This is a genomic window from Bacillus sp. SYZHCR11 (assembly GCF_057196865.1).
This window is the reverse complement of the sequence record NZ_JBXUND010000001.1, coordinates 711,748-732,062: the sequence shown is the minus strand read 5'-3', so window position 1 is coordinate 732,062 and position 20,315 is coordinate 711,748. Positions and strand designations below refer to the sequence as shown.

The window sequence follows — 20,315 nt, the reverse complement described above, 5'->3', positions numbered from 1 at the left end:
GACGAGTCAGAATAAGCTTGTTTACAGAGTGACATCTCTAAAGCGAGGCAGGGGAGTGGACGAGAAGAATGAAGTTTCATGAAATGGGACAAACCGATTTGCTGAAAGCAACAAATACGTCCATTAAACAGGGGTTGACCGAAAAAGAGGTGAAAAAACGCCTTGAAAAGCACGGGCCGAACGAGCTTCAGGAGGGCAAGAGGACACCGGCGATCGCCGTGTTTTTCGCCCAATTTAAAGATTTTATGGTGCTCGTGCTGCTGGCGGCAACCTTAATATCCGGGTTTTTAGGCGAATATGTAGATGCCGTAGCGATTATGGCGATTGTATTTGTCAATGGGGTTCTCGGTTTTTTTCAAGAGCGGCGGGCGGAAAAGTCTTTACATGCATTAAAAGAGCTGTCAACGCCGTATGTGTCAGCGTTGCGGGACGGGAGTTGGAAGAAAATTCAGTCCAAGGAGCTCGTTCCCGGCGATATCATGAAATTTTCAAGCGGCGACCGGATTGGCGCGGATGTGCGGATCGTTGAAGCGAAAAGCCTTGAAATTGAGGAATCGGCGCTGACCGGGGAATCAATTCCGGTGGTTAAACAAGCCGATAAATTGAGAAAGCCGGATGTTTCGTTAGGCGACATCAGCAATATGGCGTTTATGGGTACGATCGTAACGCGCGGCAGCGGTGTCGGCGTCGTCGTCGGTACAGGAATGAATACGGCAATGGGGAAAATTGCCGATATGCTGGAATCCGCCGGCAGCCTTTCAACACCGCTGCAGCGAAGACTTGAAGAGCTCGGCAAAATTTTAATTATCGTCGCGCTCCTTTTAACGGTATTGGTCGTTGCAGTCGGCGTCTTACAGGGACATGATCTTTACAGCATGTTTTTGGCCGGGGTGTCATTGGCCGTCGCCGCAATTCCGGAAGGGCTTCCCGCCATTGTTACGGTGGCATTATCAATCGGCGTCCAGCGCATGATCAAACAAAAATCAATTGTCAGAAAGCTCCCGGCGGTTGAAACATTGGGCTGCGCTTCTGTCATTTGTTCTGATAAAACCGGCACGCTGACACAAAACAAAATGACCGTCACTCATATGTGGTCAGGCGGCAAAATTTATAAAGTGTCGGGCATCGGCTATGTGCCGGAGGGCGTTTTCACCCGAGATGAGCGGGAAATCAAGCCGAAAGATGAGAAGATTCTTGAACAGATGCTGGTTTTCGGCGCGTTGTGCAACACATCTGAAATCGCACTGAAAGACGGCCGTTATGTACTCGACGGTGATCCGACAGAAGGAGCGCTGCTGACGGCTGCAAGAAAGGGCGGCTATTCAAACGATTGGCTCAGCGGGCATTACCGCGTGGTTGCCGAGTTTCCGTTTGACTCCGTCCGCAAAATGATGACCGTCATTGTAGAGGATCAGGAAAAAAAGCAGTTCGTCATCACTAAAGGAGCGCCCGATGTGCTGATTGACCGCTCATCACATCTGATGCACGGCGCAAGAAGTACGCCTTTTTCAGGAGAAAAGAAAGCAGAAACGGAAGCGGTTCTGAAAGAGCTGGCGTCGCAAGCTTTGCGTACGATTGCGATTGCTTATAAACCGCTTAAGCCCGGAGAAAAGCCGACAATGGAGCAGGCGGAAAAAAATCTGACGATGCTCGGCTTGTCAGGCATGATTGATCCGCCCCGTCCGGAGGTCAGACAGGCCATTAAAGAATGCCGTGAAGCCGGCATTAAAACGGTTATGATCACAGGGGATCACGTCGAAACGGCAAAGGCCATTGCAAAAGATTTGCGTCTTCTTCCGAAAAAGGGGCGTGTGATGGACGGCAAGACGCTGAATGAGCTTACGGACAAAGAACTTATCGAAACGGTCGATGATGTCTACGTCTTCGCACGCGTGTCACCTGAACATAAATTGAAAATCGTCAAAGCGTTCCAGGAAAACGGACACGTCGTCGCCATGACGGGAGACGGGGTTAATGACGCGCCGGCCATAAAGCAGGCGGATATCGGTGTTGCCATGGGCGTGACGGGAACGGATGTGGCAAAGGAAGCCTCTTCTCTCATTCTGGTAGATGATAACTTTGCTACGATTAAATCAGCCATAAAAGAGGGACGGAATATCTATGAAAATATAAGAAAATTCGTCCGGTATTTGCTGGCCTCCAACGTCGGTGAAATTTTAGTGATGCTGTTTGCGATGCTTCTCGCTCTGCCGCTGCCGCTCGTCCCGATTCAGATATTGTGGGTGAACTTAGTCACTGACGGGCTGCCGGCGATGGCCCTCGGTATGGATCAGCCGGAAGGAGACCTGATGAGGCGGAAGCCGCGGCATCCGAAAGAAGGAGTGTTTGCGAGAAAACTGGGCTGGAAAGTCGTATCAAGAGGGTTTTTAATCGGAGCCGCAACCATTTTAGCGTTTATCATCGTCTATCACCGCAATCCTGAAAATCTGCCCTACGCACAGACCGTTGCATTCGCGACTCTTGTCCTGGCTCAGCTTATACACGTGTTTGACTGCCGGAGCGAAACGTCTGTTTTCTCCCGGAATCCGTTTGAAAATATTTATCTGCTCGGCGCCATCGTTTCTTCTGTCTTCCTGATGGCCATCGTCATCTATTATCCGCCGCTGCAGCCGATTTTCAAAACAGTGCCGATTACGCCGGGCGATTGGATGCTGATTATCGGGATGTCTGGCATACCTACTTTTTTGCTGGCGGGTTCACTTTTGACAAGAAAAAAATAATTCCATATGATATAATCTTAGGGGTAATAGCATGTCTATTGCCCTTTTATTTTGATAACGGGAAAGAATTGGGTGTTTCATATGATACGGAGTATGACAGGCTTCGGCAGCGCAAGCAGCACAAAAGGCGATCTCTCGGCAACCGTTGAATTGAAATCCGTCAATTACCGGTTCAAAGAAGTGAACGCCCGCCTGCCACGGCCTTTGCTATATGTAGAGGATAAGCTGAAACAAACGATATTGCAGCATATACAGCGCGGAAGAGTAGAGCTGTTTCTCACTGTCAACAGTGACGCGCTCATAAAAAGAAGCCTGAACATCGATTGGGAGCTCCTTGATGAATATGTGAGCGCCGCACGCGCCATGAAAGAGCGCTACAGCCTGGCCGCAGAACCCGATGCAATGGATTTCTTTAGATTTGAACATATTGCGCAGATTCACGAAGAACAGATGCGTGATGACAAGCTTGAAGAAGTCATCAGGGAAGCCGCTGAGCTGGCTGTAAAGGAACTTTGTGACATGAGGGAAAAAGAAGGCCGGCTTTTGGCGGAAGACTGCTTTCTGCACATTGAGCGGCTTGAGACGCTGTCCGAACAGGTGAAAGAGCGCGCTTCGGCCGTTGTTATTCAATACCGCGAGCGTCTTTACGCCCGAATGAAGGAATGGACGGAGGACGCGCTCGACGAAAGCAGGCTGATCACGGAATGCGCCATTTTCGCCGATCGTTCTGATATAACGGAAGAAATTACCAGATTGAAGAGCCATTTTGTTCAATTCCGTGATATATTAAAAGAAGGCGGGGCAGTCGGCCGCAAACTTGATTTCCTTGTTCAGGAGCTTAACCGGGAAGCGAACACGATCGGCTCAAAAGCCAATGATCATCAAATCACAAAGCTTGTCGTTGAAATGAAAAGTTCTATTGAAAAATTGAAGGAACAAGTGCAAAATATAGAATAGCGACTGTGCGTATTGTTTACAGACGGTCTCTTCAGGTTACACTAGAGACGTCTATTTTACAGGGGGAACGTAGAAGATGACGATTAAACTGATTAATATCGGATTTGGCAATATCATCTCCGCCAATCGGATGATTTCGATTGTCAGCCCGGAGTCTGCGCCAATAAAGCGAATGATCCAGGATGCAAGAGACCGCGGAATGCTAATAGACGCTACATACGGACGAAGAACCCGTGCAGTTGTCGTCATGGATAGTGATCACATTATCTTATCTGCCGTCCAGCCTGAGACAGTTGCACACAGACTTTCTGTGAAAGAAGAAATTATGGATGAAGGGCAGGGGTAATTGCCGCATGAAAGAAAGAGGGTTATTAATCGTTCTCTCAGGTCCCTCCGGAGTTGGAAAAGGAACGGTTCGGCAAGCAATATTTTCACAACAGGACACGAAATTTGAATACTCAATTTCAGTCACGACGAGAAACCCGAGAGAGGGCGAGGTCGACGGCGTCGATTATTTCTTTAAATCCAGAGATGAATTCGAGCGCATGATTGAAAACAACAAACTGCTTGAGTGGGCAGAATATGTCGGCAACTATTACGGTACGCCCGTTGATTATGTCGAACAGACGCTTCAAGAAGGAAAAGACGTCTTCTTAGAGATTGAAGTGCAGGGCGCGCTCCAAGTGCGGAATGCATTTCCGGAAGGCCTGTTTATCTTCTTAGCGCCGCCGAGTCTTTCTGAGCTGAAAAACAGAATCGTGACAAGAGGGACTGAAACCGACGATTTAATCGAAAACAGAATGAATGCCGCAAAAGCTGAAATCGAAATGATGGACGCGTATGATTATGTCGTTGAAAACGACGATATCCAAACGGCTTGTGATAAGATTAACGCAATCGTTCTCGCCGAGCACTTAAAACGTGAACGCGTTGCTCCGAGATATAAGAAAATGCTGGAGGTAGAATAACTTATGTTAGATCCGTCAATTGACTCTTTAATGAATAAATTAGATTCTAAATATACGCTGGTGACTGTGTCTGCAAGACGCGCCCGTGAAATGCAGATCAAAAAGGACCAGCAGATTGAACATACCATTTCTCACAAATATGTAGGCAAAGCTTTAGAAGAAATTGACGCGGGCCTGCTTTCGTTTGAAAGAGAAGACAGCGAATAACAAGCACACGTAGCAACCTATCTCTACATAGGTTGTTATTTTTTTCCGTTTGGGATTTGTCCAATGCTTTCATAAAGGGGAGAAGACTTCATGAAAAACCGAAACATTTTGCTATGCGTAAGCGGAGGAATCGCCGTTTATAAAGCTTCCGCACTCACGAGCAAGCTGGTTCAGGCCGGCGCAAATGTCAAAGTGATTATGACTGAGTCCGCGCGTGAGTTTGTTTCTCCGCTGACATTTCAGGCGCTGAGCCGGAATGAAGTGTATACAGATACATTTAATGAACAAAATCCGAAGGTGATTTCTCATATTGATGCCGCTGACTGGGCGGATTTAATTATTGTCGCGCCCGCTACGGCAAATATTATCGGCAAGCTTGCCAACGGAATTGCTGATGATATGCTCACAACGACGGTGCTGGCGGCTGAGGCACCGGTCTGGGTGGCGCCTGCGATGAATGTCCATATGTATGATCATCCGGCGGTGAAACGGAACATTTCTGTGCTTTATCAGGACGGGGTCCGCTTTATCGAGCCGAGTGAAGGCTATTTGGCATGCGGATATGTCGGCAAAGGAAGGCTGGAGGAGCCGGAGCTTATTGTTGAGCGTGTCAGAGAGCATTTTAAGGAGCCTGAAGACGATGCGCCGCTGAAAGGAAAACATATTGTCATTACGGCCGGTCCGACGCGCGAAGCCGTGGACCCTGTCCGCTTCTTCACAAATAAATCCACCGGCAAAATGGGCTACGCTGCTGCTGAAGCCGCCGTCCGTCTCGGGGCGCGGGTGACGCTGATTTCAGGCCCGGTGTCAATAGAGCCGCCAGTCGGGCTGTATCAGTTTCTTCCTGTGCAATCGGCAGCCGATATGAGAGAAGCCGTGCTTTCTGTGTTTGATTCATGCGACATGGTGATTAAGACGGCGGCCGTGGCCGATTTTACGCCGGCTGCTGTTTCTGATCACAAAATGAAGAAGAAAGACGGTTCGCTCGTGATCGAATTCAACCGTACGGCAGACATACTGAAAGAACTCGGCGAACGGAAAACACACCAGCTGCTGGTCGGATTTGCGGCTGAAACGCAAGACGTCGAACGCTATGCGCGCAGAAAACTCGAACAGAAAAACCTTGATATGATCGTTGCGAATGATGTGAAAGCGGAAGGGGCCGGATTTGGCACGGATACGAATGTCGTCACCTTCTATTTCCGGGACGGAAGAAAACGGGAGCTTGCGCTTATGTCTAAACTTGACGTTTCCTTTGAAATGCTGAAGGAAATGACAGCTTTGAAAGCCGAGGACCGAAAACCCGTATGAATGTAGCAGAAGTCATTGTCGATGTCAGCTCCAAAAACATTGACAGACCCTTTGATTACAAAATTCCCGATCATTTAAAAGGGATGATCGAAGTCGGCATGCGGGTGATTGTCCCGTTTGGCCCGCGCAAGCTTCAAGGATTTGTGACCGGTTTGAAAGATTCGTCCGAATTAAACGGCGGCTCAATGAAGGAAGTCGAGAAGCTTCTTGATTTGACGCCCGTTCTGACTGAGGAACTGATGCAGCTGTCTTCATGGCTTTCTGACAAAACGCTGTCGTTTAAAATCACGGCGCTTCAGGCAATGCTGCCCGCCGCATTGAAGGCGAAGTACGAGAAAGAGCTGAAAGTCGTTGACGAAGAAGCGCTGACACCGGACATCAAACAGCTTTTCAGGAATCAAAAAAGTCTTCTGTACTCGGATATTACCGATGAAAGCATTCTTTCGTCACTTCAGAAATTCGTGCGTAAAGGAAGCATTGATGTCACATATAAAGTCGCCCAAAAAACGAATAAAAAAATGATCCGCATGATCGAAGCGGGGGCAGACAAAGAAGAACTCGCCCGGCACGCAGATTCATTGACAAAGCAGGCCTCTAAACAGCTCGCCGTGCTTACTTATTTTATCGGCGGGGGAGAAAAGATTTCCGCGGCTGAACTTTGCAAAAAGACCGATTCCAGTTCCGCGACGCTGAAAACGCTTCTTAAAAAGGGGCTTCTTACGGAAAGCTTTGAGGAGGTTTACCGTGATCCTTATCAGGACAGAATGTTCAAAAAAACAGAGCCGCTCTCTCTTACAGAAGAGCAGCAGGCCGCTTTTGAGCCGATTAAACAAGCTGTAGCCGACCATGTCCATCACGTCTTTCTGCTTCACGGCGTCACGGGAAGCGGCAAAACGGAAATTTACCTGCAATCCATTGAAAAAGTGCTGGCAAAAGGAAAAGAAGCCATCGTGCTCGTTCCGGAAATCTCGTTGACACCGCAAATGGTCAACCGTTTTAAAGGCCGCTTCGGCTCACAGGTTGCGGTCATGCACAGCGGATTATCCACAGGTGAAAAATACGATGAATGGCGGAAGATTCAGCGCAAGGAAGTCCGGCTTGTCGTCGGAGCCAGATCGGCCATCTTTGCCCCGTTTGAAAATCTCGGCATGATCATTATTGATGAAGAGCACGAATCTTCCTATAAGCAGGAGGAAATGCCGCGGTATCATGCAAAGGACGTAGCTATCCGCCGGGCCGAGCATCACAGCTGTCCGGTCGTCCTCGGGAGCGCCACGCCGACATTGGAGTCATTTGCGCGGGCGAAAAAAGGCGTTTATGAGCTGCTTCCGTTAAAACATCGCGTAAACCGCCAGCTCATGCCTGACGTTTCTCTCGTTGATATGAGAGAAGAACTGAGAAACGGCAACAGATCAATGTTCTCAAGAGAGCTGATGGAACAGCTGGAAGAGAAGCTTGCAAAAAAAGAGCAGGCCGTCCTTTTTCTGAATAAACGGGGGTATTCCTCGTTTGTGATGTGCCGGGATTGCGGTTATGTGCCGCAATGTCCGCATTGCGACATTTCCATGACTTATCACCGCTACGGACAAAGGCTGAAATGCCATTACTGCGGCCATGAGGAACCTGTCCCGGGGACATGCCCGGAATGCGGCAGCGAACATATCCGCTTTTTCGGCACGGGAACGCAGCGTGTGGAGGAGGAGCTTACCAAAGTGCTGCCTCAGGCGCGTGTGATCAGGATGGATGTGGACACCACTTCAAGAAAAGGCGCCCATGAAAAACTGTTGTCAGCGTTCGGTGAAGGGAAAGCGGATATCCTGCTCGGTACGCAGATGATCGCAAAAGGGCTTGATTTTCCGAACGTGACGCTCGTCGGAGTATTAAGCGCAGATACGACGCTTCACATCCCAGATTTCAGAGCCGCGGAGAAGACATTCCAGCTGCTGACGCAGGTAAGCGGACGGGCCGGGCGGCATGAAAAGCCGGGAACGGTGGTCATTCAAACGTATACACCGTCTCATTACAGCATTCAGCTGACGAAAACGCACGACTATGAAACTTTTTTTCAGCAGGAAATGGCGCACAGACGGGCCCAGTCATACCCGCCGTATTATTACGTGGCGCTGGTGACCGTTTCTCATGAAGAAGCGGCAAAAGCCGCGGTCACCGCAGAAAAGATTACAAACTATTTAAGAGCGGGATGCGGGCCTGATACGAAAATTCTCGGGCCGGCGGCTTCCCCGATTGCCAGGATCAAAGATAGATATCGCTATCAATGCGTGATAAAATACAGACAGGAAAACGAGTTGCAGATTCAGTTGAAAAAGATACTGGAGCACTATAAACGCGACATTGCGCAAAAGCATGTAATGATTTCAATTGATATGAATCCGTACATGCTGATGTAACATTAGTTTTTGGAGGGCAAAATTTTGGCTGTAAAAAAAATCGTCACACACCCGGCGGAGGTTCTGGAAACACCCGCCGATGAAGTGACAGTGTTTGATAAAAAATTAAAAAAACTGCTTGACGATATGTACGATACGATGCTCGAAATGGATGGCGTCGGTCTCGCCGCGCCGCAAATCGGCATTTTAAAAAGAGCGGCCGTCGTGGACATCGGTGAAGAAAGCGGCCGGATCGACCTTGTAAATCCGGTTATTCTTGAAAAGAGCGGTGAACAGACCGGAGTCGAGGGCTGCTTAAGTTTTCCCGGGGTTTTCGGTGATGTCACCCGCCCGGATTACGTAAAGGTAAAAGCCCACGACCGTAAAGGAAAACCGTTTATTTTAGAAGCGGAGGGTTTTTTGGCCAGAGCCGTTCAGCATGAAATGGATCATTTAGACGGCATTTTATTCACATCAAAAATTACGGCTTACTACACTGAAGAAGAACTGGCAGAAATGGAAGGATGATTGGATGACAAGGATCGTTTTTATGGGAACGCCCGACTTTTCAGTTCCCGTCCTGCGCACGCTTATTGAAGACGGATATGAAGTGGTTGGTGTCGTTACGCAGCCTGACCGCCCGAAAGGCAGAAAAAAAATCATGACGCCCCCTCCTGTAAAGGCTGAAGCTGAACGTCACGGCATTCCCGTGCTTCAGCCCGAAAAAGTAAGGCTCGAAGAAGAAATAGAAAAAGTGCTAAGCCTGAAGCCGGACCTGATTGTTACGGCGGCATTCGGACAGATCCTGCCCAAGCAGCTGCTGGACGGCCCGAAATACGGCTGTATCAACGTACACGCGTCACTATTGCCTGAATTAAGAGGCGGAGCGCCGATACATTATTCGATTCTCCAAGGCAAGAAGAAAACAGGCGTGACGATCATGTATATGGTTGAAAAGCTTGATGCGGGCGATATGATTTCTAAAATCGAAGTGGAAATTGATGAAACGGATAACGTCGGCACGCTGCACGACAAATTAAGCATAGCGGGGGCAAAGCTTTTGTCAGAGACCGTCCCGAACGTCATCTCCGGAAATATTAAACCGATCAAACAGGACGAATCAAAAGCGACTTACGCGCCTAACATTAAGCGTGAGCAGGAGCGGATTGATTGGGCAAAGCCCGGAGAAGAGATCTACAACCAGATCAGAGGTTTAAACCCTTGGCCTGTCGCCTATACAACTTTGAACGGTCAAACTATTAAAGTATGGGCTTCTGAAAAAGTTGCGGCAAAAACTGATGCTGCGCCCGGAACAGTCATCCGCACGGAGCAAAACGGCATTGTCGTCGCATCAGGAAACAGCACCGCCCTTTTAATCACTGAGCTGCAGCCGGCGGGGAAAAAACGGATGAAGGGCGAAGATTTTGTAAGAGGCAAAAATGTGCAGCCCGGTGACGTGTTAGGAGCAGCAAATGAAGAAAATTAATGTCCGGGAGCTCGCCCTTGAAGCGCTTGAGAAGCTTGAGCAAAATCAGGCATACAGCAACCTGCTTCTTACATCGGTTATCAAAACGAACACGCTCAGCGATCAGGACAGAGGACTGCTGACAGAGCTTGTCTACGGAACGCTGCAAAATAAAATCGCCTTAGACTATATGCTGAAGCCTTTTATCCGCAAGCCGAATAAGGTGAAGCCGTGGGTGATTCAGCTGCTTCGTCTGTCCGCGTATCAAATGGAGTATTTAGAAAAAATTCCGGATCGCGCCGCCATCCATGAAGCGGTTGAAATCGCCAAAAAACGCGGGCATAAGGGCATTGCGTCCTTTGTCAACGGCATTCTCCGCTCCCTGCAGCGTGAGGGGGCGCCGTCATTTGCTGAAATTGAAGACCCGGTTCTCCGTCTTTCTACAGAGACAAGCCATCCCGAATGGCTCGTAAAAGAGTGGGTCGAGGCGTACGGCTTTGAGGCGGCTGAAAAAATCTGCCGGATTCATCTCATTCCGCCGAAGCAGACGCTCCGTGTCAATCACATAAAGAGCGACAGGGAAACGGTGCTGAATGAGATGGAGAATGCCGGTCTGGAAGCGGAAGCCGGAGACCTTTCTCCTGATGCGATTAAGCTTTTGAAAGGAAGCATCGCGAACACGGCATTTTTCCAAAACGGCCGGGTATCCATACAGGATGAAAGCTCAATGCTTGTCGCGCGGGCGCTGGACCCGAAGCCGGGCGAAACCGTTTTAGATGCATGCGCCGCACCGGGCGGAAAGTCGGCTCACATTGCGGAACTGATGGAGAACGAGGGGAGCCTCACATCGCTTGATCTTCACCGCCATAAAGTGAAGCTGATTAAAGAGGGCGCAGAACGGCTCGGACTTACGATCATCGACGCGCAAACGATGGATGCGCGAAAAGCGGGAGAGGCCTTTGGCGCAGAACGGTTTGACCGTATTCTCGTTGATGCCCCTTGCTCAGGTTTCGGCGTCATCAGAAGAAAACCCGATATGAAATATACGAAGACGCCGGAGGACAGCAGACGGCTGTCAGAAATCCAGCTCGGCATTTTAAGGGAAATCGCCCCATTAGTAAAAAAAGGTGGCACACTCGTATACAGTACGTGTACAATGGATCGGACAGAAAATGAAGAAGTTATGCATGCGTTTATACAAGAACACCCTGAGTTTGAACCCGATTTGTCTCTTGAAAAGCGGCTGCCTGAAAAGGCGAGACCCTTTGTTCAGGATGGAAGCCTTCAAATTCTTCCGCATTATTTCGGAACAGACGGTTTCTTTATTAGCAGCATGAGAAAGAAGGGATAAAAAATGACACAATTAAAAAAGACAAGCGTACGGAAAGAGCTGCGGACTGAGCAGCCGTCCATTTACTCTTTTGAATTAGATGAAATCAAACAATGGCTGACCGAGAATGGCGAAAAGCCGTTCCGCGCAGCACAGATTTTTGAATGGCTCTATGAAAAGCGGGTTTCTTCATTTGATGAAATGACGAACCTCTCAAAAAGCCTGCGTGAAAAACTCGAGAGCAATTTTGTGCTGACAACGCTGAAAACGGCTGTAAAACAGACATCTCAAGACGGCACGATGAAATTTTTATTTGAGCTTCATGACGGTTATACGATCGAAACGGTTTTAATGAGACACGAGTATGGTAATTCTGTATGTGTAACGACACAGGTCGGCTGCCGGATCGGCTGCACATTTTGCGCATCAACGCTCGGCGGTCTGAAACGGAATCTTGAAGCGGGAGAAATCGTCGCTCAAGTCGTGAAAGTGCAAAAGGCGCTTGATGAAACGGATGAACGCGTCAGCTCAGTCGTCATCATGGGAATCGGAGAGCCGTTTGATAATTTCAATGAAATGCTCGCTTTCTTAAAAATCATTAACCACGATAAAGGGCTGAACATCGGAGCGCGTCATATCACAGTTTCCACCAGCGGAATCATTCCGAAGATTTACGATTTCGCCGATCAAAAAATGCAGATCAATTTCGCGATTTCTCTGCATGCTCCGAATACGGAAATCAGAAGCCGTCTGATGCCGATTAACAAAGCCTATAAGCTTCCTGACCTTATGGAGGCCGTCAAATATTACATCGAGAAAACAGGCAGACGGATCAGCTTTGAATACGGGCTGTTCGGCGGCGTAAATGATCAGGTCGAACATGCAGAAGAACTTGCAGAACTGTTAAAAGACGTGAAATGCCATGTCAATTTAATTCCGGTAAACTATGTGCCTGAACGGGATTACGTCCGCACACCGAGAGATCAGATTTTCGCATTCGAAAAAACGTTAAAATCCCGCGGTGTAAATGTCACGATCAGAAGAGAGCAAGGCCATGACATTGACGCGGCCTGCGGTCAGCTTCGCGCGAAGGAGCGTCAAGACGAGACGAGGTGAAGAGGTTGATTACAGCCTTGAAAACAGATACAGGTAAAGTCCGCCGGCATAATGAAGATGCGGCGGGCATTTTCACAAAAGAAGACGCGGTGCTTGCGGTTGTCGCCGACGGCATGGGCGGTCATCTTGCCGGAGATGTAGCGAGCAGGATGGCGGTTGCGGCGATGGAAGAGCAGTGGAACCGGACCGAAACGGTTCCTTCTCTGCCGTCCGCTTGCGAGGATTGGCTGAAAGACCGGATTCATGAGGCGAACGTCAAAGTACATGATCACGCTAAAGCGAATGAAGAATGCCGGGGAATGGGCACCACCATTGTCTGCGCCTTATTCACGGGGAAGTTTGTCACTGTGGCTCATATTGGTGACAGCCGGTGCTACCTGCTTCAAGAGGGGGAATTCACTCAGCTGACTGAGGACCATTCGCTTGTGAATGAGCTGGTCAAGACGGGGGAAATTTCGAAAGAGGACGCCGAGCACCATCCGCGGAAAAATGTATTGACGAGAGCGCTGGGGACAGATGAAACCATCAGCCCCGACGCCCGTTCTTTTGAACTGTCTGACGGCGATCAGCTGCTTTTATGCTCTGACGGACTGTCAAATAAAATAGAAGATCACGAGATCAAACAAATGCTTCAAGCCGAATCTGATCCTCAGGAAAAAGTAGACCTTCTCATCAGCAAAGCAAATCAAAACGGCGGCGAAGATAACATCACGGCTGTGTTGATTGAGTTTTCCGCAGATGCAAAAGAGGGTGAAGACAAGTGCTAACCGGCAAGCGGATCAGCGGGCGTTATCATATCCTCCGGCCCATTGGCGGCGGCGGAATGGCAAACGTTTTTTTAGCTGAGGACATCATTCTCGAACGTGAAGTCGCAATTAAAATTCTGCGGTTTGACTTTGTGAATGACATTGATTTTATCAGGCGTTTCAGAAGAGAAGCACAGTCGGCATCAAGCCTCGATCATCCGAATATCGTCAGTATTTACGATATCGGGGAGGAAGGCGATATTTATTACATTGTCATGGAATATGTGGAAGGCATGACATTAAAGGAATACATAACCGCACACGGACCGCTTCATCCGAAAGAAGCGCTGTCCGTTATGGAGCAGATCGTCTCGGCCATCGCCCATGCCCATCAAAACCATATCGTGCACCGGGATATTAAACCGCACAATATATTGATAGATCATTTAGGGCATATCAAGGTGACGGATTTCGGCATCGCCACAGCGCTTACGTCTACGACAATCACACATACGAATTCTGTGCTGGGCTCGGTTCATTATTTGTCTCCGGAGCAGGCGAGAGGCGGTCTGGCAACGAAAAAATCAGATATTTACGCGCTCGGCATCGTGCTGTTTGAGCTTTTAACAGGCAAAATCCCTTTTGACGGAGAATCAGCCGTCAGCATAGCGCTAAAGCACCTGCAAACAGAAACGCCTTCCGCCAGAAAGTGGAACCCTTCCATTCCGCAGAGCGTTGAAAACATTATTTTAAAGGCAACCGCCAAAGACCCGTTTCACCGCTATGAAAGCGCCGAGGACATGGAGGCGGACATCAGAACGGCTTTTGACGCCGGCAGGCTGAATGAACAAAAATTTTCCGTGCAGGATGATGAGGAAATGACAAAAGCCATTCCCGTTATTACTGACGGCGCAAAAGCCGCGTCTCAGGCGGAAACGCCGGGGGAGACGGATGATAAGGAACAGCAGCCAGCCAAAAAGAAAAAACGGAAATGGCCGTGGGTTTTGCTGGCCGTCTGTTTCATTTTCATTATGGCGGCTGTTCTTGCGGTCACCGTGTTCCCGTCTTTATTTATGCCTAAAGATGTAAGCGTCCCCGACGTACGGGGCATGAAGTACGAAAAAGCGGAAGCCCTGCTTGAAAAGAACGGGCTCCGGGCTGATCCTGATATAACGGATATTGAAGATGAAAAAATAGAAGAGGAATTAATGGTCAAAACGGACCCAAAAGCGGGGTCTACCGTTAAAGAAGGCTCTTCTGTAAAACTGTACAAAAGCATCGGAAAACCGAAAACCCAGCTGATCGACGTGAAAGGACGGCAGATCGGCGACGCAAAAAAAGCGCTGAAGGAAAAAGGTTTCAAACATGTCAATGTCAAAGAAGAAAACGATGACAGCGAGGCCGGCACCGTAATTGATCAGGACCCGTCAGCCGGCACCGATATGGTCGCAAGCGACGATGAAGTCAATCTAACGGTCAGCCTCGGCCCGGCGGACGTTACGCTGAGGGACTTAAAGACTTACAGCAAAGAAGCGGCTTCAGGGTATCTTGAAGATAACGGCCTGCAGCTTGTTGAAAAACAAGCCCATTCAGATGACGTGCCGGAAGGACAAGTCATGAAACAAGAGCCGTCAGCCGGCACTGCGGTTAAGCCGGGAAGTAATGTTGAAGTGACGTTCTCGCTCGGACCTGAAGAAAAACCGGCGAAAACGGTAAAAGAAAAAATCAGCATTCCTTACGAACCCGAACATGAAGGGGAAGAGCTTGAAGTGCAAATCGCCATCGATGATAAGGACCACAGCATCTCTGATACGTATGACTCATTTAAAATAAAAGAGCCGACCGAAAAAACAATTGAACTGAAGATTGATCAGGGACAGAAGGGGTATTATCAAGTGATGGTCGATCATAAAGTCGTCAGCTACAAAACGATTGAATACCCGAAAGATAATGACTGATAAGGAGGGACCCTATGCCTGAGGGCAAAATTATAAAAGCGTTAAGCGGATTCTATTATGTCTTGGATGAATCACAGGACAAGATCATTCAATGCAGAGGCCGGGGCATTTTCAGAAAAAATAAAATAACGCCCCTGGTCGGCGATTATGCCGTTTATCAGGCTGAAAATGATAAAGAAGGCTACCTGCTGGAAATCAAAGAACGAACAAATGAGCTGATCAGGCCGCCGATTTCAAATGTCGATCAGGCCGTTCTCGTCTTTTCTGCCGTTCAGCCGGCGTTCAGCACGTCTTTATTGGACCGTTTTCTCGTCCTTGTGGAAGCCAACGGCATTCACCCGATCATCTGCATAACCAAAATGGACTTAGCTGCAGACGGGGAATCGAAAGAGGCGATACTTTCTTACGTGAAAGACTATCAGGCGATCGGTTATGACGTATATGTGACATCATCAAAAGAAAACAGCGGCTTAACAGGCATTGTGAAACACTTCGAGGACAAAACGACGGTGTTTGCCGGTCAGTCCGGAGTCGGAAAATCTTCGCTTTTAAATGCGATCAGCCCGGAGCTTGAGCTGAAAACAAACGAGATTTCCGCGCATTTGGGACGCGGAAAACATACGACGCGCCATGTGGAGCTCATTCATACATCAGGCGGTCTGGTTGCGGATACTCCGGGGTTCAGTTCGCTTGAATTTACCGGCATTGAGGAAGAAGAGCTGGGCAGCACGTTCCCTGAGATCAGAGAAATAAGCGCCTCCTGCAAATTCAGAGGCTGTCTGCATCTTAAGGAGCCGAAATGCGCGGTAAAGCAAGCGGTGGAAGAAGGAGAGATTCAGCCGTACCGCTACGAGCATTACAAAGAATTTATGCAGGAAATAAAAGAGAGAAAGCCGAGGTATTAATATGATTAAGGTTGCGCCATCAATTCTTTCCGCCGATTTTGCTACACTGGGCGAGGAAATTAAAGACGTGGAAAAAGGAGGGGCGGACTATATCCATATTGATGTCATGGATGGCCATTTCGTCCCTAACATTACAATCGGGCCGCTTATCGTTGAAGCCGTCCGTCCGGTGACTGATCTGCCGCTGGATGTCCATCTTATGATTGAAAACCCGGACCGCTACATCCCGGCATTCGCAAAAGCCGGTGCGGACATCCTTTCCGTTCACGCTGAAGCGTGTCCGCATCTTCACCGGACCATTCAATTGATAAAAGAGCAGGGGGTAAAAGCGGGAGTTGTGCTTAATCCGCATACGCCCGTCCAAATGATTGAACATGTGATCGAGGAGCTTGACCTTGTGCTGTTAATGACGGTTAACCCCGGTTTTGGCGGACAGCGCTTCATTCATTCGGTTCTGCCGAAAATCCGTCAGGTCAAACAGCTGGCTGAGGAGAAAGGCCTGTCTGAGCTTTTAATCGAGGTGGACGGAGGCGTTAATAAAGAAACAGCCCCTTTATGCGCTGAAGCGGGCGCCAATCTGCTTGTTGCCGGGTCTGCCGTATATAATCAGCCGGATCGGAAAAAAGCCATCGCTGACATCCGAAACGCATCATAAACATGCTGAAAAAGAGCCCGGTGAAAGCCGCCGGCTCTTTTCGCGTCTAAGAGAGAGGATAGCATATGAAGACAATCAATATCGTTGCGGGCGGCCCGCGGGAGCTTATTCCCGATCTATCCGAATACACAGACGGAGATACGACGTGGGTCGGAGTTGATAAAGGGACGGTTGCTCTTTTGGAGGCCGGAATCATTCCGCAGGAAGCTTTCGGTGATTTTGACAGCATTACGGAAGAGGAGCTCATGCAGATTCAAAAAGCGGCGCCGGCCCTCCATGTGTATCAGGCGGAAAAAGATTATACCGATCTTGAACTCGCCCTTGACTGGGCTTTACAAAAAGAACCGGAAAACATTCGGGTATTCGGTGTGACGGGCGGAAGAGCCGATCACTTTTTAGGGAACATCCAGCTGCTGTATAAAGCCTTACATAAGCATACCGATGTCAAGCTGATCGACCGGCAGAATGACATTCAGATGTTCGGGCCCGGCCGTTATACAATTGAAGAAAAAGTGCGCAGACGCTATATTTCTTTCATTCCGTTTACGGAAGCGGCAGACGGCCTGACACTCGACGGTTTTAAATATCCCCTTGATAATTGTCATATTCCTCTGGGTTCCACACTATGTATTAGTAACGAACTCATTCATTCACGAGGTACTTTTTCGTTTGCAAAAGGCATATTAATAATGGTAAGGAGCGCGGATTAGAAAAGCGGCTTCTGCCATATGCGGAAAAAACCATGAATCCTAAAGTGATGAACGCAGCGGATACGGGACTTATAGGAGGGGACAAAATGAAATTTTATACCATTAAATTGCCGAAGTTTTTAGGAGGAATTGTCCGGGCGATGCTGGGCTCATTTAGAAAAGAGTAAGCCCAAGAAGCTGAAATCGCCCTCTTTGAACGCATAAAAAACGCCTGCCGCATAAAAGGGCAGGCGTTCATTTTTGCTTATACACGCTCAACTTTACCGGATTTTAAAGCCCGGGCAGATACATACACTTTTTTAGGTTTGCCGTCAACGAGGATGCGGACCTTTTGAAGGTTGGCGCCCCAAGTACGCTTAGAAGCGTTCATTGCGTGAGAACGGTTGTTTCCGGCTTTTGTTTTTTTACCTGTAATAAAACATTTACGTGCCATTTGTTTCCCTCCTAACTGCGCGAAACATCTTTTTAAACATAGTGTCTCAGATGCTTTCGTTATACAATACTTTAAATAATTTACCACAGCTAAAAACCGTTTGCAACTATTGTTTCCCTTACTTTCAAGAAAAATCACTTGACATGTAAAACCAATCACATTTCCGCGCTGAAGGCCGCTGTCTGTATCTTTTCTTTTCATAATGGGATACATATAGTAGAATAATGATAACTCTATGCACCTGAAGGAGGAACCTGTGTGTCCATTGAAATGAAGACAAAATACGGACAGATTGATATATCCAACGAAGTCATCGCAATGGTTGCCGGAGGCGCTGCCATTGACTGTTACGGAATAGTGGGGATGGCCTCAAAAAACCAGATTAAAGACGGTTTGTCTGAAATCCTCCGGAGAGAGAACTTCGCAAAAGGCGTACATGTCCGTCAGGAAGCCGAACAAATACATATCGACATGTACATTATTGTCAGCTACGGCACTAAAATATCCGAAGTAGCCCACAATGTTCAGACGAAGGTAAAATACACAGTAAATCAAACAATCGGACTTGCAGTTGATTCTGTAAATATTTATGTCCAAGGCGTACGAGTAACGAACCCGTAGTGAGGAGGATGAGTATTGTCTAGACGAAACTTAGATGGGAGAGCTTTTGCGGCAATGATTCTGGCGGGGGCTGAGACATTGTCTCAAAACGCATCCGCGGTGGATGCGCTGAACGTGTTTCCCGTGCCTGACGGCGATACCGGAACAAATATGAATTTATCGATGTCATCCGGTGCAAGAGAGGTAGAGCACATTGACTCACCCGACATCGGCAAAGTCGGCATCGCCCTGTCAAAAGGCCTGCTTATGGGAGCGAGAGGAAACTCAGGGGTGATCTTGTCCCAATTGTTCAGAGGTTTCACAAAGAGCATTGAAAACAAAAACCAAATTGACGCCCAAGAGTTTGCCGCAGCACTCCAAGCGGGAGTGGATATGGCATATAAGGCGGTTATGAAACCGGTTGAAGGAACGATTTTAACCGTGGCCAAGGATGCGGCTAAAAAAGCGGTCGCCTCGGCCAAAGAAGAAACCGATATTATTTCAGTCATGGAGGCCGTTATTGAAGAAGCGGAAGCGTCGCTCAACCGCACGCCGGATCTGCTTCCTGTTTTAAAGGACGTCGGTGTCGTTGACAGCGGCGGAAAAGGTCTGCTTTGTGTATATGAAGGCTTTTTGGCTGCTTTAAAAGGAGAGGCCGTACCGAAAAAAGCGGTTCTTCCGGCACTCGATGATATGGTGAATGCCGAGCATCATAAAAGCGCGCAGAGCATGCTGAGTACAGAAGACATTGAATTCGGATTTTGTACGGAAGTGATGGTGAGGCTGGATCAAGATAAACGGACGTTCAAGGAAGAGGCGTTCAGAAACGAACTGAGCCGTTTCGGCGATTCATTGCTGGTCGTGGCTGATGATACGCTGGCGAAAGTTCATATTCATGCCGAAGAACCAGGGAACGTACTCAATCTCGCACAGCGTTACGGCGATCTGATTAAAATTAAAATTGAAAACATGAGGGAACAGCATACTTCAATCATCAGCCAAGAACATGATGAAAAAAAGCCGGCCGGCGTTATGAAAGAAGCCCGCAAGCCTTTTGGCATCGTGACTGTGGCAATGGGAGAGGGCATTTCTGAATTGTTTACGAGCATCGGCGCTTCACACGTAATCGAAGGCGGCCAGACAATGAATCCGAGCACGGAAGATATTGTTGAAGCCGTTCAGTCTGTCAATGCGGAGACGGTTTTCATTCTTCCGAACAATTCCAATATTGTGATGGCTGCCAATCAGGCGGCGAGCGTGGCTGAAGAAAATGTCATTGTCATTCCGGCAAAAACGGTCCCTCAAGGCATGACCGCCCTGCTTGCGTTTAACCCTGACCAGCCGGCTGATGAAAATGAAGCCAATATGCTTGAGGCCATCCGGAATGTGAAAAGCGGACAGGTGACATATTCAGTCAGAGACACCCATATTGACGGCAAAGATATTAAAAAAGGTGATTTTATCGGCATTTTAAACAGTTCAATTATCGGCAGCGCCGAAGATCGGATAAGTGCGGCGAAATTGCTGCTGGATGAAATGATCGGGGAAGAAGATGAAATCGTCACCATCCTGTACGGAGAGGACGCGCCGGAAGAAGAAGCTGAGAAACTCGCTGAGTATATTGCTAGTGTCTGTGAAGATATCGAGGTTGAAATCCATAACGGCAGACAGCCTCTGTATCCATATATATTTGCGGCAGAATAGAAGGGCTTATCAGGCCCTTCTATTCTTATGCCTTTATTTACCTGCGGCAGTGCGGCAGTGTGCCTGCTTGCCAATTGAGAAATGTTCAATTAGTCTAAAGAAAAGCGCTGAATGAAGTGATG

Annotated in this window: 20 protein-coding genes; 19 read left to right on the top strand and 1 reads right to left on the bottom strand. The window is 48.4% G+C overall.

The features are described from left to right. Positions 1 to 68 precede the first annotated feature (68 nt). From AC2CGA_RS03185 to spoVM, 17 genes are all read left to right on the top strand, one after another. Positions 69 to 2,741, top strand: a complete 2,673-nt coding sequence (locus AC2CGA_RS03185) for a calcium-translocating P-type ATPase, SERCA-type (RefSeq protein WP_015388249.1) — start codon at positions 69 to 71, stop codon at positions 2,739 to 2,741. A gap of 81 nt (positions 2,742 to 2,822) precedes the next feature. After that, positions 2,823 to 3,698 (top strand): YicC/YloC family endoribonuclease, encoded by an 876-nt coding sequence (locus AC2CGA_RS03180; RefSeq protein WP_003154356.1) that lies wholly within the window; start codon positions 2,823 to 2,825, stop codon positions 3,696 to 3,698. Positions 3,699 to 3,774: 76 nt separating this feature from the next. Then, positions 3,775 to 4,044: an extracellular matrix/biofilm regulator RemA gene (gene remA / locus AC2CGA_RS03175; protein ID WP_003154355.1), complete on the top strand. Its 270-nt coding sequence runs from the start codon at positions 3,775 to 3,777 to the stop codon at positions 4,042 to 4,044. A 7-nt stretch (positions 4,045 to 4,051) separates the two neighbouring features. Beyond that, complete coding sequence (gene gmk, locus AC2CGA_RS03170) at positions 4,052 to 4,666, top strand: guanylate kinase (protein ID WP_003154347.1); 615 nt, start codon at positions 4,052 to 4,054, stop codon at positions 4,664 to 4,666. Between the two features lie 3 nt (positions 4,667 to 4,669). Beyond that, the gene (gene rpoZ, locus AC2CGA_RS03165; protein ID WP_003154346.1) at positions 4,670 to 4,873 is read left to right on the top strand and encodes a DNA-directed RNA polymerase subunit omega; all 204 of its coding nucleotides are present in this window, start codon (positions 4,670 to 4,672) and stop codon (positions 4,871 to 4,873) included. A 90-nt stretch (positions 4,874 to 4,963) separates the two neighbouring features. After that, entirely contained in the window at positions 4,964 to 6,184 is a 1,221-nt protein-coding gene (gene coaBC, locus AC2CGA_RS03160; RefSeq protein ID WP_003154345.1) for a bifunctional phosphopantothenoylcysteine decarboxylase/phosphopantothenate--cysteine ligase CoaBC, read from the top strand. After that, positions 6,181 to 8,592: a primosomal protein N' gene (gene priA / locus AC2CGA_RS03155; protein ID WP_063174813.1), complete on the top strand. Its 2,412-nt coding sequence runs from the start codon at positions 6,181 to 6,183 to the stop codon at positions 8,590 to 8,592. The genes coaBC and priA overlap by 4 nt, the downstream gene beginning before the upstream one ends. A 24-nt stretch (positions 8,593 to 8,616) precedes the next feature. Then, the gene (gene def, locus AC2CGA_RS03150) at positions 8,617 to 9,099 is read left to right on the top strand and encodes a peptide deformylase (RefSeq protein ID WP_003154343.1); all 483 of its coding nucleotides are present in this window, start codon (positions 8,617 to 8,619) and stop codon (positions 9,097 to 9,099) included. Between the two features lie 4 nt (positions 9,100 to 9,103). Beyond that, complete coding sequence (gene fmt / locus AC2CGA_RS03145) at positions 9,104 to 10,057, top strand: methionyl-tRNA formyltransferase (RefSeq protein WP_003154342.1); 954 nt, start codon at positions 9,104 to 9,106, stop codon at positions 10,055 to 10,057. Beyond that, the gene (gene rsmB / locus AC2CGA_RS03140) at positions 10,044 to 11,387 is read left to right on the top strand and encodes a 16S rRNA (cytosine(967)-C(5))-methyltransferase RsmB (RefSeq protein WP_003154341.1); all 1,344 of its coding nucleotides are present in this window, start codon (positions 10,044 to 10,046) and stop codon (positions 11,385 to 11,387) included. Before fmt ends, rsmB begins: the two co-directional genes overlap by 14 nt. A gap of 3 nt (positions 11,388 to 11,390) precedes the next feature. Next, positions 11,391 to 12,482, top strand: a complete 1,092-nt coding sequence (gene rlmN, locus AC2CGA_RS03135; protein WP_003154339.1) for a dual-specificity RNA methyltransferase RlmN — start codon at positions 11,391 to 11,393, stop codon at positions 12,480 to 12,482. A gap of 5 nt (positions 12,483 to 12,487) precedes the next feature. After that, on the top strand, positions 12,488 to 13,249 hold the full coding sequence (locus AC2CGA_RS03130) for a Stp1/IreP family PP2C-type Ser/Thr phosphatase (protein ID WP_015388247.1): 762 nt from the start codon (positions 12,488 to 12,490) through the stop codon (positions 13,247 to 13,249). Continuing rightward, a complete protein-coding gene (gene pknB / locus AC2CGA_RS03125; RefSeq protein WP_069448728.1) occupies positions 13,243 to 15,186 on the top strand; it encodes a Stk1 family PASTA domain-containing Ser/Thr kinase in 1,944 nt (647 codons plus the stop codon). The genes AC2CGA_RS03130 and pknB overlap by 7 nt, the downstream gene beginning before the upstream one ends. 14 nt (positions 15,187 to 15,200) lie before the next feature. Beyond that, positions 15,201 to 16,091, top strand: coding sequence for a ribosome small subunit-dependent GTPase A (gene rsgA / locus AC2CGA_RS03120; RefSeq protein WP_003154333.1), 891 nt, complete (start codon positions 15,201 to 15,203; stop codon positions 16,089 to 16,091). Between the two features lies 1 nt (position 16,092). Then, on the top strand, positions 16,093 to 16,746 hold the full coding sequence (gene rpe, locus AC2CGA_RS03115; RefSeq protein WP_015388246.1) for a ribulose-phosphate 3-epimerase: 654 nt from the start codon (positions 16,093 to 16,095) through the stop codon (positions 16,744 to 16,746). A 65-nt stretch (positions 16,747 to 16,811) separates the two neighbouring features. Continuing rightward, complete coding sequence (locus AC2CGA_RS03110; RefSeq protein ID WP_015388245.1) at positions 16,812 to 17,456, top strand: thiamine diphosphokinase; 645 nt, start codon at positions 16,812 to 16,814, stop codon at positions 17,454 to 17,456. An 86-nt stretch (positions 17,457 to 17,542) separates the two neighbouring features. Further along, the gene (spoVM, locus tag AC2CGA_RS03105; protein ID WP_003154329.1) at positions 17,543 to 17,623 is read left to right on the top strand and encodes a stage V sporulation protein SpoVM; all 81 of its coding nucleotides are present in this window, start codon (positions 17,543 to 17,545) and stop codon (positions 17,621 to 17,623) included. A gap of 77 nt (positions 17,624 to 17,700) precedes the next feature. Here spoVM and rpmB read toward each other — a convergent pair whose 3' ends face one another. Then, positions 17,701 to 17,889 (bottom strand): 50S ribosomal protein L28, encoded by a 189-nt coding sequence (rpmB, locus tag AC2CGA_RS03100; RefSeq protein WP_003154328.1) that lies wholly within the window; start codon positions 17,887 to 17,889, stop codon positions 17,701 to 17,703. A 258-nt stretch (positions 17,890 to 18,147) separates the two neighbouring features. On the opposite strand from rpmB, the gene AC2CGA_RS03095 reads away from it, so the two are divergent. Beyond that, positions 18,148 to 18,510 carry an Asp23/Gls24 family envelope stress response protein gene (locus tag AC2CGA_RS03095; protein WP_003154327.1) on the top strand — a complete coding sequence of 121 codons (363 nt, stop codon included), beginning with the start codon at positions 18,148 to 18,150 and terminating at the stop codon, positions 18,508 to 18,510. A gap of 15 nt (positions 18,511 to 18,525) precedes the next feature. Beyond that, complete coding sequence (locus AC2CGA_RS03090; protein WP_015388244.1) at positions 18,526 to 20,193, top strand: DAK2 domain-containing protein; 1,668 nt, start codon at positions 18,526 to 18,528, stop codon at positions 20,191 to 20,193. Positions 20,194 to 20,315 lie beyond the last annotated feature (122 nt).

Bases quoted from the DNA above. Each gene is read 5' to 3' on its own strand.
- AC2CGA_RS03185 (WP_015388249.1), top strand. From the start codon at position 69: ATGAAGTTTCATGAAATGGGACAAACCGATTTGCTGAAAGCAACAAAT.
- fmt (WP_003154342.1), top strand. From the start codon at position 9,104: ATGACAAGGATCGTTTTTATGGGAACGCCCGACTTTTCAGTTCCCGTC.
- remA (WP_003154355.1), top strand. From the start codon at position 3,775: ATGACGATTAAACTGATTAATATCGGATTTGGCAATATCATCTCCGCC.
- AC2CGA_RS03110 (WP_015388245.1), top strand. From the start codon at position 16,812: ATGAAGACAATCAATATCGTTGCGGGCGGCCCGCGGGAGCTTATTCCC.
- spoVM (WP_003154329.1), top strand. From the start codon at position 17,543: ATGAAATTTTATACCATTAAATTGCCGAAGTTTTTAGGAGGAATTGTC.
- coaBC (WP_003154345.1), top strand. From the start codon at position 4,964: ATGAAAAACCGAAACATTTTGCTATGCGTAAGCGGAGGAATCGCCGTT.
- rsgA (WP_003154333.1), top strand. From the start codon at position 15,201: ATGCCTGAGGGCAAAATTATAAAAGCGTTAAGCGGATTCTATTATGTC.
- gmk (WP_003154347.1), top strand. From the start codon at position 4,052: ATGAAAGAAAGAGGGTTATTAATCGTTCTCTCAGGTCCCTCCGGAGTT.
- rpoZ (WP_003154346.1), top strand. From the start codon at position 4,670: ATGTTAGATCCGTCAATTGACTCTTTAATGAATAAATTAGATTCTAAA.
- rpe (WP_015388246.1), top strand. From the start codon at position 16,093: ATGATTAAGGTTGCGCCATCAATTCTTTCCGCCGATTTTGCTACACTG.
- rpmB (WP_003154328.1), bottom strand. From the start codon at position 17,889: ATGGCACGTAAATGTTTTATTACAGGTAAAAAAACAAAAGCCGGAAAC.
- rsmB (WP_003154341.1), top strand. From the start codon at position 10,044: ATGAAGAAAATTAATGTCCGGGAGCTCGCCCTTGAAGCGCTTGAGAAG.
- priA (WP_063174813.1), top strand. From the start codon at position 6,181: ATGAATGTAGCAGAAGTCATTGTCGATGTCAGCTCCAAAAACATTGAC.
- AC2CGA_RS03180 (WP_003154356.1), top strand. From the start codon at position 2,823: ATGATACGGAGTATGACAGGCTTCGGCAGCGCAAGCAGCACAAAAGGC.
- rlmN (WP_003154339.1), top strand. From the start codon at position 11,391: ATGACACAATTAAAAAAGACAAGCGTACGGAAAGAGCTGCGGACTGAG.